The organism is Bacillus rhizoplanae (genome assembly GCF_917563915.1).
Classification (GTDB): Bacteria; Bacillota; Bacilli; order Bacillales; family Bacillaceae_G; genus Bacillus_A; species Bacillus_A rhizoplanae.
Genome location: NZ_CAKJTI010000002.1, coordinates 21,012 through 35,733 on the forward strand (window position 1 = coordinate 21,012; position 14,722 = coordinate 35,733).

Sequence of the window (14,722 nt, forward strand, 5' to 3'; positions counted from 1 at the left end):
CTGAACTTACATGAGCTCAGCTTTTTTATATTTCACATGGTAATATGTGGTATATTTAGTGTGGAGAGAAATATTGACATGCTTGAGTTTTTATAAAGTGAAACTTCCATCAGTGGGGGGCTTCATCCCCCACTGATGGAAAGCTCTCACCAATCGGGCTTTTACGGGCAGTTATCCCCAACCTATCTTCTTTGCTTCTCTCTCAATCTTGAGGTGGGGGTCTTACTGCCCGTTAATGCGGGATACAACATGACGAGAAAAATAAAGGGAAGGAAATAGAGATGAAAAATACTATGGAGACAAGTGCTAATCATGTACAGGAGAAACTCAATGTATTTGGAAGTAAATCTTTTTCACAACCAGTTATTGCCGAAAGTGTCCGTGTGAAAGGTGTTGCATCTTTTAAAAAGGATGTACAGGCTAATGAATTTAGTATAATCGGGGACTGCACAATTCGGGGAAGTTTAATTGCTAAAAGTTTTAGCAATTCTGGTACATGCAAGATTGAAGGGGTATCTCAAATTAACGAAATAAAAAACACCGGTAGTTGTAAATTAGGAAAAATACAGGCAAAACATATACACTCATCAGGTACTTTATCGATAAAGGAAGATGTGTGTGCCGAAACACTTACAGTACAGGGAGCTGTTCGAGTAAATGGAAATCTACAAGTAAAAAAGATTGAAATAGGATTTATAGCACCTAGTGAATTGCAAAATGTTGAAGGGGATATAATCACGTTAGCGCCATCTCGTAAATTTCTATCTCTTACAAGTTTTATCCCAGGCATAAAGAAAAGAATTGCTTGTAAAAAGATAAAAGGAACCGACATCACTTTAAGTAAAACAGATGTATCAATTGTGTCTGGTCGTCATATAAAAATCGGTCCAGACTGCAATGTGGATGAAGTTGAATATAGCGGTACATTACATGTAGATCCAAGTGCGAGCGTTAGAAAAATCACACGGTTGTAATGTCACTTTATTACATGAAATGAAAATATATATTAAAATAACAAGCGGCTCCATATGCTACGTGTTTACATGTAACATATGGAGCCGTTTTTGTATATGACAAAAATGTAAGATAAATGTAAGTTTAATCAATGGCAGATCATGCTTTAAAAGAGCAAAATAGGAATAGGAAAACAAAGCACAGGAGGGTTCATATGAAAACACCAGTTGTAGACGTGAAAAATGTTCAAAAAGTATACGGTAAAAAGGGTGAGAGCCAATCACATGCATTAAAAGGCGTATCATTTTCCATTCAAGAAGGCGAATTTGTTGGGATTATGGGACCATCTGGTTCTGGTAAAACCACTTTATTAAATGTCATTTCAACATTAGATAAAGCGACGGATGGCGTTGTTGAAATTGCTGGTACGGATATTACGAAAATGAAGCAAGGGGAACTATCTGATTTCCGTTCACAAAAACTAGGATTTATTTTCCAAGATTTTAATTTACTAGAGAACCTATCAATCTATGAAAATATTGCATTGCCGCTTTCTCTGCAAGGCATTCCTTCTAAAAAGATTGGTCCAAAAGTAGAGAAGGTAGCAGAAATGTTAGGGATTTCAGCAATTCTTCAAAAATACCCTTCAGAAGTTTCTGGCGGGCAAAAGCAGCGTTCAGCAGCAGCGCGTGCACTTGTACATGAACCGGCAATTATTTTAGGAGATGAGCCAACAGGAGCACTTGATTCTAAAAACGCAACAAGTCTTTTAGATGCGATGACAGACTTAAATGAAGAACAAGGTGTTTCTATCATGATGGTTACACATGATCCGTATAGTGCAAGTTATTGCCGACGTATTTTATTTATTCAAGACGGAGAGTTATATAAAGAAATTCACCGCGGTGGTACACGTGAAGAATTCTATAAAGAAATTTTAGATGTGCTTGCTAATTTAGGCACACAAAAAGCGTAAGAAAGGAGGGTTAGGCATGTTATTTAAGCTTTCCATGTCGGGGCTGAAAAGTAAGTTAAAAGACTATATCGTCTTACTTGTTGGTCTTGTTATGTCGATTTCTATTTTTTATATGTTCCAAACGTTAGCGATAAATAAAGCGTTTCTTGAATCGAATTCTGTTATTGCATCAATTGCATTTGTTTTTCAGGCAGGTTCATTTTTACTAGCTATTATTACATTCTTCTATATTTTATATGCGAACTCATTCTTATTATCTCTTCGTCAAAAAGAGTTTGGGATGTATATGATGTTAGGAGCAAAAAAACATAAGATTACATTGCTTATGTTTATAGAAACAATTGTAATAGGAATAGCGTCTCTTGTGATTGGGATTGCAGTCGGTGTAGGACTGGCGCAAGGAATTGGGCAGCTGCTTATGAAACAGCTTGAGTTTACTGCAGGTGGTTATCAAGCATTTTATGTTCCATCGATGACTGTTACGTGTATCTTCTTCTTTGCATTATTTGTGTTATCCGCAATTATGAATAGTATTAAACTATCACGTATTTCAGTATTACAGCTTGTGCATGCAGATGCGCAAACAGAGCGCGTTGCTGTAAAAGGAACAATGACTGGTATCGTAGCATTTCTTGCGATTATTTTATTAGCAATCGGTTATGCTTCTATGATTTATATGGACAAGTTACGAGAATTTGGTATCATCATTGCGCTCATTACAACAACATCAGGAACGTATATGTTATTTGCTTCTGTTCTTCCGCTTATTATTAAAAAGCTGAAAAGTAATAAAAAAAGAAGCGAAAAAGGGGTTAACGCATTTACATTTGCACAGCTAAACTTTCGTATTAACAGCTTAACGAGAGTGTTAGCGACAGTAGCGATGCTAGTAGCACTTGGTGCGGGTGCCATTTCTGGCGGTATGGCTTTTAAAAATAACGTTATGCTTACTGTAGACGGTTTTGCGGTTTATGATACAGCCATTCATAATCCAACAGCAGAAGAAAAGAAAATTTTAGACGGTATTACATTCAATGAGAAAAATGAATATCGATATAAAGTTGATGATAAATTTGTTTACTATTTGAAGGAAGATTTAGAGAAGAATCGTCCATTGGTGCGGGCTGGCATAGGCAAAGAGAACTTTGGTAAATTTAAACGCGTTTCAGGAGAGCTTCCTGTAGGTGCTGTTTCAAGAAATAGTCAGGAAATGGCGGAACAAGCAGTGGCAATTCCAAAAGAATGGGATGAGGCCTTAAGTAGTATTCAGCCATTTTATCTATACCGCAATCAAGCGATTAAAATTGTAGATCAGAAAATGTACAATGATGTACAAGGAAAAGAAGGAATTGCCTTCATTGGCAAAACAGATGATTTTATAGCACATAAAGATGAATGGAAAAAACTTGATGAATTGGAGTTAGCGAAATATAAAGATGTTAAAGCTGATGATTTAGCAACGAAATATGCGATGTATACAGGGTTTTACAGTATTGCGAGCGGAACCGTATTTATGGGCTTCTTCTTAGGAATTGCGTTCTTAGCAATGATGGCAAGTTGCTTAATGTTTAAGATTCTTTCTGGTGCCTCAAAAGATATTACACGTTATAACATGCTTCGTAAAATCGGTGTGCGCCGTGAGTTATTAACGAAGTCTATTTACAAAGAGTTATTCTTAGTGTTCTTATTCCCGGCAATTGTGGGAATTGTACACGTGTTAATTGGAATGAAAATGTTCGGTTTTATTTTACTTGATCCGTACTTCCGTATTTGGCTTCCAATTGTTATCTTCGTAGTCATTTATGCAATTTATTATTTCATTACCGTTCAATTGTATAAAGGGATTGTTTTGCCGAAAGAAGAATAGAATTTTAAAAATACCGAGCATAGGATGCTCGGTATTTTTTATCCCCCACTGATGGAAGTTACACTTTATTTCAACTGTTGAATTGCAACAAAGATTAATTAAAATGAGTTCGTTTAGTTTACTAATAAACTATCTTTTTATTTTAAATCCACAAATGATTGGTTCGATTAACTATCTTCCTTTAAATAATGGTTGGGTCTTTTCTAAAAATGATTTAGTTCCTTCTCTGAAGTCCTCCGTGGACGCTATCAAACCGAAATAATCTGCACCGAGAAGTGCGGACTCTTCTAAAGTTAGATTACCTCCCCGATGAATTGCTTCCCAAGTCATCTTCACTGCGATAGGAGCTTGAGACAGAATTTCTAGGATAAGCGTTTCTGCTTCTGATAGTAATTTATCAGGTTCAACAATTCTATTAACTAGTCCTATTCGATAAGCTTCGTCTGCGCTTATCGCGTTTCCGGTGAGCAACAGTTCTGCAGCACGCCCCTTACCTATAAGTCTGGGCAGTCTCGTAGTTCCTCCAAAACCGGCAACAGCTCCAATACGGACTTCAGGATGTCCTAATCTAGCATGATTAGCACAAATACGGAGCGCACAGGATTCAGCTAATTCAAGTCCACCTCCTAGTGCAAAGCCGTTGATGGCGGCAACAACTACTTTCCCTAATGACTCGATTTTATTAGTAACCGTAACAGCTAACTGAGCTAAATCACGTACTTCTAGCGGAGTGGCTTTATTGAGAAACTGAATGTCAGCACCTGCGGAAAATGCCTTTCCCCCGGCACCAATAATTATCACTGCTTTTACACTTGAATCAGTTTTAACCATGTCCAAGACGGACGAAAGTTGTTCAAGAACATCTCGGTTTAACGCATTTAGTGTTTCCGGTCTGTTTAGTGTAATTCTTGCGATACCATTTTCCATAGTGTAGAGGACGACATTTTTGTTTAACATCTTAATCCCTCCAATAGTTTAGTGTACCGACACAAAAGGTTACTTATTTTTGCTGAGATGCCATTACCGACTGATTGCTTGCTCATGAACGAGCCTATATTTAGAATATACTGACCGATTCAAAAAAATGTTTCTTTATTCATCCGTTATATAGTTAGAAAATCTAGAAATATAAAAGTGTTATTTTCCATATCTGATAAGAATTCGTGTTGCTTCTTCGTTTTTATTCCTTTTAATCCTTGTGACGAGACATCTTGAATTTTTAACCACGGCTAATTATTTCAAACCCACATCAATCATTCTAGCTATTAGTTCTATATCATTAATTTTCATGCTAAAGGTGCTTGGATTTTTCATTGCAAAAGAGAAAAGATATTGGAAATAAAAACATGTAATGATAAATAAAGGAATCCTCTTTATAATGAAATTGAAGAGAAATTATAGGAAGGTTCTGATCATATGTTTACGGTAGGGATTGATGTGAAAAAAACAGAAAAAGAATTAATTATTAAGTGGCAGCTTGCAACAGTCAATATTCTATTGGAAGAAATTATTGAAATTACCGAAGATGATACTTACGGCGGCGAAAAAGCTGATGCAATTCGAATAGGTGCACCATATGGTACAACGAATCGGATTTTCATTAAAACGAAAAAACAAAATTACATATTGTTTACGGATAATATATCTAAAATTTTAAAGGAAATACATTCATAAAAAACAAAAAGAGTTCTCGATACTCAGTCGGGGGGGGGGCAGATAGTTTTTTTGTTTGATATACAGAATGGGTAAAAGGATTAACGGTTTTTAGCCGTTGAAACTTAGCTTAATAGTGCCGTGCTATAATGAAAGAGAAACCAATAGGATGTGAAACGCTAATGAAGCAAGCTTTAGTTGTTATTGACATGCAAGAGATCTTTTTTAATGAACCGCAAAATTTTTTGTACGATAAGGAACATGTAGTTACAAATATAAACGAATTAATCACAAAAGCTCATGAGAAAAATATCCCAGTTATCTTTATTCAACATACGAGTACAGAGGAAACAGATGAAATGTTTGAAGGGAAAGATGAGTGGCAATTACATAAGGGGTTAGTGAAAACTTCTTCAGATAAAGTTATTCAAAAAACGAAATGGGATTCATTTTATGAAACAGAGCTATTAAACTACCTAAAAGAGAATGAAATTGAGCAAATTATTTTTGCAGGAGCGCAAACTGAATTTTGTTTGGACACTACAATTCGAGCTGCTTATAGCTTAGGTTATCAAAATAACATTCTTTATAAAAATAGCCATAGTACAATAACGAGTACAGTATTAGAAGCGCAAACCATTATTAAACATCATGAAAACATTTGGAATAACCGATTTTTAAAGATTGTAGAAGGAGATACAGTGCTATCTTTTTAATAACAAATATAGATTAAGCAGTTCTATAAATGAAAGCTAGTGAGCATTCAATAAAATACATGAATGTTACCCTAGCTTTTTTCATAGCACAGTTACTATTTGACTTCGTAAAGATAAAAAGCATTTTCACCAGGAGGATGTATAACACTCATAGTTCGATCCCCTTTTGTAAATATAGTCATTTCCCCTTCATTGGACGCTTTTGTCTAACCTTTCATCTTTATAGCTATCAAAGGTAAAAATGAAGTATATTTCTAATCTTTTCTAAAGTCATATGTTTCATCTGGTACGTGTAACGTATGGCCATTGATAATAACAGTATCTTCACTTTGCCATTCAATATTGGCTTGGTCTTCTTTGTAATGCCAATAAATATTTTTTGTTTTAAATATCTTACGTTTGTTAAAAATAAGTTCACCTCTCACGGCAAAGCTTGTAGTTGCTCCTCCATTTGTAATATAGGCATTTAACGTATATGTACCATTTGGAGATTTAACCTCTTGAATCAATTCACCTTTTGGAACACCTTGCAAACTAAAAAACTTCCAATATACAAAACTAGCTCCAATGATAAATATAGAAAATAATACAACTACTACTTTTCTTTTCGTTTTCTTAATTTCTTTTTGTGCCTTTTTTGTATCCATTCTATTCCCCTTGAAAATTGTGATATGTATGTGATTCACAGTACATTATACCATTTTATGGATAAATATATTGTGGACTGAAAAAATAACGCCCAATATGAGTACGATTTCAACTCATTATCTGAATTTCATCAACTATTAATCATTTGCCTTCCTATTCAAAAACGACTACAATTTTACTGTTATTGAAGACCGAAAAAATAATAGAATAGGAGGGAAGGGCATGCCAAGGAAAGTATGGCTATTAGTAGCTGGGATGATTATTAATGTCACAGGTGCTTCTTTTTTATGGCCTTTTAATACAATTTATTTACATGATCATTTAGGAAAGTCATTATCTGTGGCCGGAATGGTATTAATGATTAACTCGTTAACAGGAGTAATTGGTAATTTACTCGGCGGTGTACTATTTGATAAATGGGGCGGATATAAGTCCATTTTAGTTGGTATTGTTATTACACTATTAGCGATTTTAGGACTGGTATTCTTCCATGGTTGGCCATTTTATGTTGTGTGGCTTGCGTTAATTGGATTTGGTTCTGGAATGGTCTTCCCGTCGATGTATGCGATGGTCGGAACGGTTTGGCCAGAAGGCGGACGGAGAGCATTTAATGCGATGTATGTAGGGCAAAACGTTGGGATCGCTATTGGAACAGCGTGCGGTGGTTTAGTTGCTTCTTATCGTTTTGATTATATTTTCTTAGCAAACTTTATTTTATACTTTATTTTCTTCTTAATTGCTTTTATTGGATTCCGTGGTATGGAAGATAAGAAAGATAAGAGTGTAGAAGTAAAAGAAAATACGAAAAAAGGTTGGTTACTTACACCAGGATTCAAGGCGCTTCTTATTGTATGTGTAGCATATGCTTTATGCTGGGTTACATATGTACAGTGGCAAGGAGCGATTGCAACGCATATGCAGGAGTTGAATATTAGTCTTCGTCATTATAGTTTATTATGGACGATCAACGGAGCGATGATTGTTTGTGCGCAGCCATTAATAAGTATGATTATTCGTGCGATGAAACGTTCTTTAAAACAACAAATTATGATCGGAATCGGTATTTTCGCAGTGTCGTTTATCGTATTAAGTCAAGCGCAGCAATTTTCAATGTTCCTTGTGGCGATGGTGACTTTAACAATCGGTGAATTATTTGTATGGCCAGCTGTTCCAACGATTGCGAATATCCTTGCACCAAATGATAAGCTCGGTTTTTATCAAGGTGTTGTAAATAGCGCAGCAACTGTTGGGAAAATGTTTGGACCTGTTGTCGGCGGAGCAATTGTAGATCTATATAATATGGAAGTATTGTTCATAGCGATAATGGTAATGCTTGTATTAGCACTTATCGCAACGAGTATTTATGATAAGAGAGTACGGGTTGAAGAAGCAGTAGAAGAAAAAATTGCAGTTTAGTTTGACGGAACAAGTAACTTGTTTTAGAATATATTTTAAATAACTCATATGTAATAACAGTGATAAGGAGTAGTAGTAATGGAAGCTGGTTTAGAGAGTTGACGGTTGGTGCAAGTCAATCCACGTTTCGTTATGAACTCGCCTTGGAGTTGCAGTCGTGAAAGAAAGTAGCGATTTGCCGTCTATCCACGTTACGGATCTAAGCGAATGTATGTATGACATTAATTTAGGGTGGTACCGCGGGAATATAACCTCTCGTCCCTTTTATGGGATGAGGGGTTTTTTGTATTTTTGGCGGTGAAAATATGTAGAATTTGAATGGAGGGTGTTTAATGAGCTTCAATCATGAAGAAATTGAGAAGAAGTGGCAAGCGTATTGGGAAGAGAATAAAACATTCCGTACGCCAGATGAAACAGATAAACCGAAATTTTACGCACTAGATATGTTCCCATATCCATCAGGCGCAGGTCTGCACGTAGGACATCCAGAAGGATATACAGCAACGGATATTTTATCTCGTATGAAACGTATGCAAGGCTATAATGTACTTCATCCAATGGGATGGGATGCGTTCGGTCTTCCAGCGGAGCAATACGCACTTGATACTGGAAACAGCCCGGCTGAATTTACAGAGAAAAACATCAACACATTCCGCAATCAAATTAAATCATTAGGTTTCTCTTATGATTGGGATCGTGAAGTAAATACGACAGATCCAGGCTATTACAAATGGACACAATGGATCTTCCTAAAATTATTTGAAAAAGGCTTAGCTTATGTAGATGAAGTACCAGTAAACTGGTGCCCGGCACTTGGTACTGTACTTGCGAACGAAGAAGTAATCGATGGTGTGAGTGAGCGCGGCGGACATCCTGTTGAGCGCCGTCCGATGAGACAATGGATGCTTAAGATTACAGCTTATGCAGATCGTTTACTTGAAGACTTAGATGAACTTGATTGGCCAGAAAGCTTAAAAGATATGCAGCGCAACTGGATCGGTCGTTCTGAAGGTGCAGAAGTACACTTCAACATCGACGGTACAGATGAGAAGTTTACAGTGTTTACAACGCGTCCTGATACACTATTTGGTGCAACGTACTGTGTACTTGCTCCAGAACACGCACTTGTTGCAGAAATTACAACTGCGGATCAAAAAGAAGCAGTGGAAGCGTACATTGATTCTGTAAAAGCGAAAAGTGATTTAGAGCGTACAGAGCTTGCGAAAGAAAAAACAGGTGTATTCACAGGTGCTTATGCAATTAACCCAGTAAATGGTGAGAAATTACCAATCTGGATCGCTGACTATGTACTTGCAAGCTACGGAACAGGTGCTGTTATGGCAGTTCCAGCACACGATGAGCGTGACTATGAGTTTGCGAAAACATTTGAGCTTCCAATGAAAGAAGTTGTAGAAGGCGGAGATATTACGAAAGAAGCACATACAGGTGATGGTGCTCACGTAAATTCTGCATTCTTAGATGGCTTAAATAAAGAAGAAGCAATTGCAAAAATGATTGAATGGCTTGAAGTAACGAGTGCAGGAAATCAAAAAGTAACATACCGTCTTCGTGACTGGTTATTTAGCCGTCAACGTTACTGGGGTGAGCCGATTCCAATTATCCACTGGGAAGATGGCACAATGTCAGCTGTGAAAGAAGAAGAATTACCATTAGTTCTTCCAAAAACAGAGAACATCCGTCCATCTGGTACAGGTGAATCACCACTTGCAAACATTGATGAGTGGGTAAATGTTGTTGATCCAGTGACTGGTAAAAAAGGTCGCCGCGAGACAAACACAATGCCGCAATGGGCAGGCAGCTGCTGGTATTACCTACGTTATATCGATCCGAAAAACAGCGAAACACTTGCTGATCCAGAAAAAATTAAACAATGGCTTCCGGTTGATATTTACATCGGCGGTGCAGAGCATGCGGTACTTCACTTACTATATGCACGCTTCTGGCATAAAGTATTATACGATGTAGGCGTGGTTCCAACGAAAGAGCCATTCCAACAACTATTTAACCAAGGTATGATTCTAGGTGAAAACAACGAGAAAATGAGTAAATCAAAAGGTAACGTTGTAAACCCTGATGATATCGTAGCAAGCCACGGTGCAGATACACTTCGTCTATACGAAATGTTCATGGGACCATTAGATGCTTCTATTGCTTGGTCTGAAAATGGTCTTGACGGAGCTCGTCGTTTCTTAGATCGCGTATGGCGTCTATTTGTTCAAGATAATGGTGAACTAAGCGAGAAGATTACAGATACAGCAAACAAAAATCTTGAAAAAGTATATCATCAAACAGTGAAGAAAGTTACAGAAGATTATGCAGAACTTCGCTTTAACACTGCGATTTCTCAAATGATGATGTTTGTAAATGATGCATATAAAGCAGAAACACTTCCAAAAGAATATGTAGAAGGTTTTGTGAAATTATTAGCACCAGTTGCACCGCACGTAGCGGAAGAGCTTTGGAGCAAGCTTGGACATAACGAAACAATCACATATGTAAGCTGGCCAACATTTGATGAGTCTAAACTTGTAGAAGATGAAGTTGAAATCGTTGTTCAAGTCATGGGCAAAGTACGTGCGAAGCTAACAATGAAAAAAGATGCAGCAAAAGAAGAAATGGAACAACTTGCACTTGAGGCAATTAAAGAGCAAATTGAAGGGAAAACAGTTCGTAAAGTAATTGTTGTTCCTGGAAAACTTGTGAATATCGTAGCGAATTAATGGAAAGGAGCACCTATTTTAGGTGCTCTTTTTGTCATGCATTAACGGATAGTAAGACTCCCACCTCAAGATGCAGAGAAAAGCGAAGAAGATAGGTGGGGGATAACTGTCCGTAAAACCCCCGCTGATGGAAGTTTCACCTTATGTTTTAACTGGGATGAAGAAACTGAATTTTAGAGCAGACAAACACCTATTTCTCTTTTTGCAATATGATAACATCGACACATTAAATTGTGAGGAAGAGGTGAACGAAATGAATTATAATGAACAACGACAAATGCCTAGTCCATATGGTATGGGTGGGTTCCCTACAACACAAGTAGGATATCCACATGGAGGATATCCTTATGGCTATCATCATGTGGGGTATCATCCACATTATCCATATCATCACTATCCTCATCATGGTTATCAACATGTTGGTTATTATCCTCATCATGGTTATCATCCTCATCATGGTTATCATCACGGCCAACCTTATGTCACGCCACATTAAGGCTAACAACAGAAGAATGTAAGATTAAACAACTATGAATAGGACGTTAGTGCCTTAAAGAAAATCTCCTTCTATGCAAGGAGATTTTTTATTTGGGAATGATAAAGAAAAAGGGGGTGTATACATATGGGTAAAGGCAGAAGCAATAACGCTGGACAAAAACAACCGAACTTCGATGATTCATCTAATTTCTCTAAAGGGAAACAAAGTCAAACGACAGCACCGAAGAAGAAGTAACGTAAAAGGAGCTATCTGTATAGATAGCTCCTTTTCAAAGTATCAATATATCGGCGATTTTTATAATATATCGACCGTTTCTCATCATATATCGGCGCTTCGACACAACATAAAGACCCTTCGACAATATATGGCATGATTTCACTGTTATCCCGCATTAACGGGCAGTAAGACCCCCACCTCAAGATTCAGAGAAGAGCTAAGAAGATAGGTGAAAAGCCCGATTGGTTCAACTAACCATCAGTGGGGGATGAAGAAAACCCCCACTGATGGAAGTTTCACTTTATTTTCCTACTTTTTCAAGTGCTTCTTGACGCTGACGTTCAATTTCCGCACGAAGTTGTGGTTCTGGCGCTTCCCATCCTTCAGGTTTTAAAATCTTGCCGTCACCTTCGCGGAAGCGTGGTTTACCGTCTGGGAATAATTTTGCCATGTTTGCATTGTTCACGATCTCAAAACCTTTATCAGGACGTACACCCATTTCTGCAAACGTTCCAAATGCAAAGTAAATTAAGTCAATTAATGCATCGTATTGATCTTCTACTGTGTTTGCTTCTAAGAACTCTTCTAGTTCTTCTTGCATAAAGCTTGCACGAATTTTTGCACGCTCTTCTGTTAATTTTGTTGGAATATCAGCAACAGGGTGACCGAATATTTCATGCATTTTCGCAACAAGCTCATATCCTTTATCTAAACCTTTTTCGTTTGTCATGTTGTTTCATCCTTTCTCGTTCTTTACCGATTGTTATTGTAACATGATTTACGTTAGGGAGGTTTAAATTCTGTTTTTACAAAAAAGATCCTCTTTCTAATTTAACTTTAGGAAAGAGGATCAACTATTTTATTCAATAACGCCTGAATTTGTAATATCAACTTCATATTTAACTTTTACAGGAACATCTTTGTACATTTTTTTCCATTCTTTTAATTGAAAAGGTCTGTAGTGTTGTTTAAATCTGGCACCTAAAGCGAGTGGGTCTGTACCAAGAGATTGAAATTTTTTAATTAATTTTACACCATCTTTATTTAAGCTCTTTTCAATGTCTTTTCGTATTGTTTCTACAATTTTTTTGTTTTCTAGGTTAGCATGCTTCGAAACCTCTTGAAGGCGAGTTGTCATTTTTACATGAATGAAAAAGGAAGGCTTGCCGTTGCTTACATATACACGATAAGAAGGAGAAGAACGAATATTGTTAATAATCGTATAGCCCAATCTTGTTTTAAATTCATGTGAATCCATCTCACTTTTCTCAAGCAGCGATTTAAAAAGAAACATATCTTTTTCTTCTACTTTTCCTACATACTTATCTTGTTTGAAAAGAGCCATACTTGTAATTTTAATGCTGTTCTTTTTCTTTTTTAACATAGGCATATACGTATCTTGCCCTTCACGATAATATCGAGCAGCCTGAAGGTGTAAATTATCTTTTGGTAATACGCCTGTTTTCATATTATGTTCTAACATTTTTTTTATGTAGATTGCTACGTTAGCAGATGTGTTATATTTGCCTGAGAGCAGTTTTTCCCCTTCTCCATTTCCGCCACCTTCAAGAACGCCGATATATAATAAGTTACCGATAGTTACATCGCGAATAAGCGTATCAAGTATACTAGAGAGTCCTTTTTTAGCTAGTTTTTCTGTGAAAAGATTAACGCGCATTTGTCCGCTGACAAGAGGTTGTCCAGATTCTAAAGAAGTTGTTACTTTAATTTGTTTGACTGTATTCCCATACCCTTGAACTACTTGTACTTTATTCCCTTTTCTTTGAATAGGACAAACGTAAGTCACTTTTACTCTTTCCTTCTTTGAGCCTGTATCTGAAGCGACATCAAAAACAGCACCTTGAATGAGGCTGAGATCATCAACGATGTTTTTGGGTACACATGCTGTTGTAAAAAATAAGCATAAACTAAAAAGGAATATTACTTGCTTTTTGATGTTTTCCATTTCTTTTTCACCCACATTATAAGAAATAAAACCGGGATGTACACGTAAACAATCCAAAAACTTGTTTTTGAGACGTGACTAATAAAATTATTAATATCATACCGTTCTGTTAGCAATTGTGAAATAATGACGGTTAAGAATAATAAGGAAATTAAGATGTATTTTTGTTTTACGCGAAATAGTTCATGTAATCCTCTTGTTGCAGCCCATAAGGGGAGGATGAAACTTGTAATTGCAATGAGTGCATAGCCGCTGATAGCAATATATTCTAGACGCTCAATAAAAGGAAGACGAATTACTTGCGAGATGGATAGCTGTGACCAAATTGTTTTTGATAATTGTTTTTCGCTAAAGAACGTAAAAGCAAGAATTGTACTTAGTAAATATAAAAAGTTAGAAAATAAAACACCATATTGTGCAAATTTATGAGATTTCTCCGGGGTTTTGATAAATGGATATATCATCAAAATAATTTCGAAACTAATCATTGTATAAACAGATGCTTGAGCTGATTTTAAAATATCCCCAAAAGAGTGAGAGAATATAGGTAGTAGGTTTGCAAAGTTAACGTATTTCATTGCTAAAAATAACATCATGATATATCCGCATGTAGCGACAACAGAAACAACACAAATACCAGTCATAACTCGAAAGCCAGATGAGATAATGTAATAACCAAGTAGAGATAAAAAGATTGTTAATTTCCATGTAGATGCTGTTGGGAACATCCAAACTTGAATAATTTCTACATACTCGCGCATAACGGATAGGCTAACAAGAAAGAAATATACAAGATAGATTAGACTGAATGCATTTCCTATCCATTTTCCGAATATATTTTGATGCAATGTAATCAGGTTTCCGTTTACACTTTCTAATAAGCGGTACATCATCCACATCAGAATATGAATGCCTGCACCTGCAATAATTACACCCATCCATGCATCATATCCAGCAGCTTTTGCAATAATACGTGCAAATCCAAGAACACCAACACCGAATTGTGCACTATGGATTAAGAAAAAAACAAAAATGGGAGATACTTTGTAGTTTGTTTTAACTGTACTCAT

At 36.5% G+C, this 14,722-nt stretch carries 13 protein-coding genes, 1 pseudogene and 1 other annotated feature; of the genes and pseudogenes, 8 read left to right on the forward strand and 6 right to left on the reverse strand.

Going from position 1 to position 14,722, the window contains the following annotated elements; all coding sequences use genetic code 11:
- The first annotated feature begins 281 nt into the window (after positions 1–281).
- The 3 genes from LRP84_RS02215 to LRP84_RS02225 all read left to right on the forward strand — a co-directional run bounded on the left by LRP84_RS02215 (position 282) and on the right by LRP84_RS02225 (position 3,797).
- A complete protein-coding gene (locus LRP84_RS02215) occupies positions 282–974 on the forward strand; it encodes a hypothetical protein (protein WP_230573582.1) in 693 nt (230 codons plus the stop codon).
- A 194-nt stretch (positions 975–1,168) separates the two neighbouring features.
- Positions 1,169–1,930 (forward strand): ABC transporter ATP-binding protein, encoded by a 762-nt coding sequence (locus LRP84_RS02220; protein ID WP_230573583.1) that lies wholly within the window; start codon positions 1,169–1,171, stop codon positions 1,928–1,930.
- Between the two features lie 16 nt (positions 1,931–1,946).
- A complete protein-coding gene (locus LRP84_RS02225) occupies positions 1,947–3,797 on the forward strand; it encodes an FtsX-like permease family protein (RefSeq protein WP_230573584.1) in 1,851 nt (616 codons plus the stop codon).
- 171 nt (positions 3,798–3,968) lie between these two features.
- On the opposite strand, the gene LRP84_RS02230 is transcribed toward LRP84_RS02225, so the two are convergent.
- A complete protein-coding gene (locus LRP84_RS02230) occupies positions 3,969–4,754 on the reverse strand; it encodes an enoyl-CoA hydratase/isomerase family protein (protein WP_230573585.1) in 786 nt (261 codons plus the stop codon).
- Positions 4,755–4,895: 141 nt separating this feature from the next.
- A pseudogene (locus tag LRP84_RS22525) lies at positions 4,896–5,026 on the reverse strand (TnsA endonuclease N-terminal domain-containing protein); the annotation flags it as partial.
- A 187-nt stretch (positions 5,027–5,213) separates the two neighbouring features.
- Here LRP84_RS22525 and LRP84_RS02235 point away from each other — a divergent pair.
- Together LRP84_RS02235 and LRP84_RS02240 are read left to right on the forward strand one after the other, a co-directional pair.
- Entirely contained in the window at positions 5,214–5,471 is a 258-nt protein-coding gene (locus LRP84_RS02235) for a SunI/YnzG family protein (RefSeq protein ID WP_230573586.1), read from the forward strand.
- A gap of 161 nt (positions 5,472–5,632) precedes the next feature.
- The gene (locus tag LRP84_RS02240) at positions 5,633–6,166 is read left to right on the forward strand and encodes an isochorismatase family protein (protein ID WP_230573587.1); all 534 of its coding nucleotides are present in this window, start codon (positions 5,633–5,635) and stop codon (positions 6,164–6,166) included.
- 254 nt (positions 6,167–6,420) lie between these two features.
- Here the strand turns inward: LRP84_RS02240 and LRP84_RS02245 are convergent, their stop codons facing one another.
- Complete coding sequence (locus tag LRP84_RS02245) at positions 6,421–6,813, reverse strand: DUF5412 domain-containing protein (RefSeq protein ID WP_230573588.1); 393 nt, start codon at positions 6,811–6,813, stop codon at positions 6,421–6,423.
- A gap of 223 nt (positions 6,814–7,036) precedes the next feature.
- Here LRP84_RS02245 and LRP84_RS02250 point away from each other — a divergent pair, with 223 nt between their 5' ends.
- The 3 genes from LRP84_RS02250 to LRP84_RS02260 all read left to right on the forward strand — a co-directional run bounded on the left by LRP84_RS02250 (position 7,037) and on the right by LRP84_RS02260 (position 11,467).
- Positions 7,037–8,230, forward strand: a complete 1,194-nt coding sequence (locus tag LRP84_RS02250; RefSeq protein WP_230573589.1) for an MDR family MFS transporter — start codon at positions 7,037–7,039, stop codon at positions 8,228–8,230.
- 50 nt (positions 8,231–8,280) lie between these two features.
- Positions 8,281–8,496, forward strand: a binding site (T-box leader).
- Positions 8,497–8,562: 66 nt separating this feature from the next.
- Positions 8,563–10,971 carry a leucine--tRNA ligase gene (gene leuS, locus LRP84_RS02255; protein WP_230573590.1) on the forward strand — a complete coding sequence of 803 codons (2,409 nt, stop codon included), beginning with the start codon at positions 8,563–8,565 and terminating at the stop codon, positions 10,969–10,971.
- A 253-nt stretch (positions 10,972–11,224) separates the two neighbouring features.
- A complete protein-coding gene (locus LRP84_RS02260; RefSeq protein WP_230573591.1) occupies positions 11,225–11,467 on the forward strand; it encodes a hypothetical protein in 243 nt (80 codons plus the stop codon).
- Between the two features lie 520 nt (positions 11,468–11,987).
- Here LRP84_RS02260 and LRP84_RS02265 read toward each other — a convergent pair.
- From LRP84_RS02265 to LRP84_RS02275, 3 genes are all read right to left on the reverse strand, one after another.
- On the reverse strand, positions 11,988–12,416 hold the full coding sequence (locus LRP84_RS02265; RefSeq protein ID WP_230573592.1) for a pyrophosphohydrolase domain-containing protein: 429 nt from the start codon (positions 12,414–12,416) through the stop codon (positions 11,988–11,990).
- Between the two features lie 129 nt (positions 12,417–12,545).
- Complete coding sequence (locus LRP84_RS02270) at positions 12,546–13,652, reverse strand: Ger(x)C family spore germination protein (protein WP_230573593.1); 1,107 nt, start codon at positions 13,650–13,652, stop codon at positions 12,546–12,548.
- Entirely contained in the window at positions 13,628–14,722 is a 1,095-nt protein-coding gene (locus LRP84_RS02275; RefSeq protein ID WP_230573594.1) for a GerAB/ArcD/ProY family transporter, read from the reverse strand. Before LRP84_RS02275 ends, LRP84_RS02270 begins: the two co-directional genes overlap by 25 nt.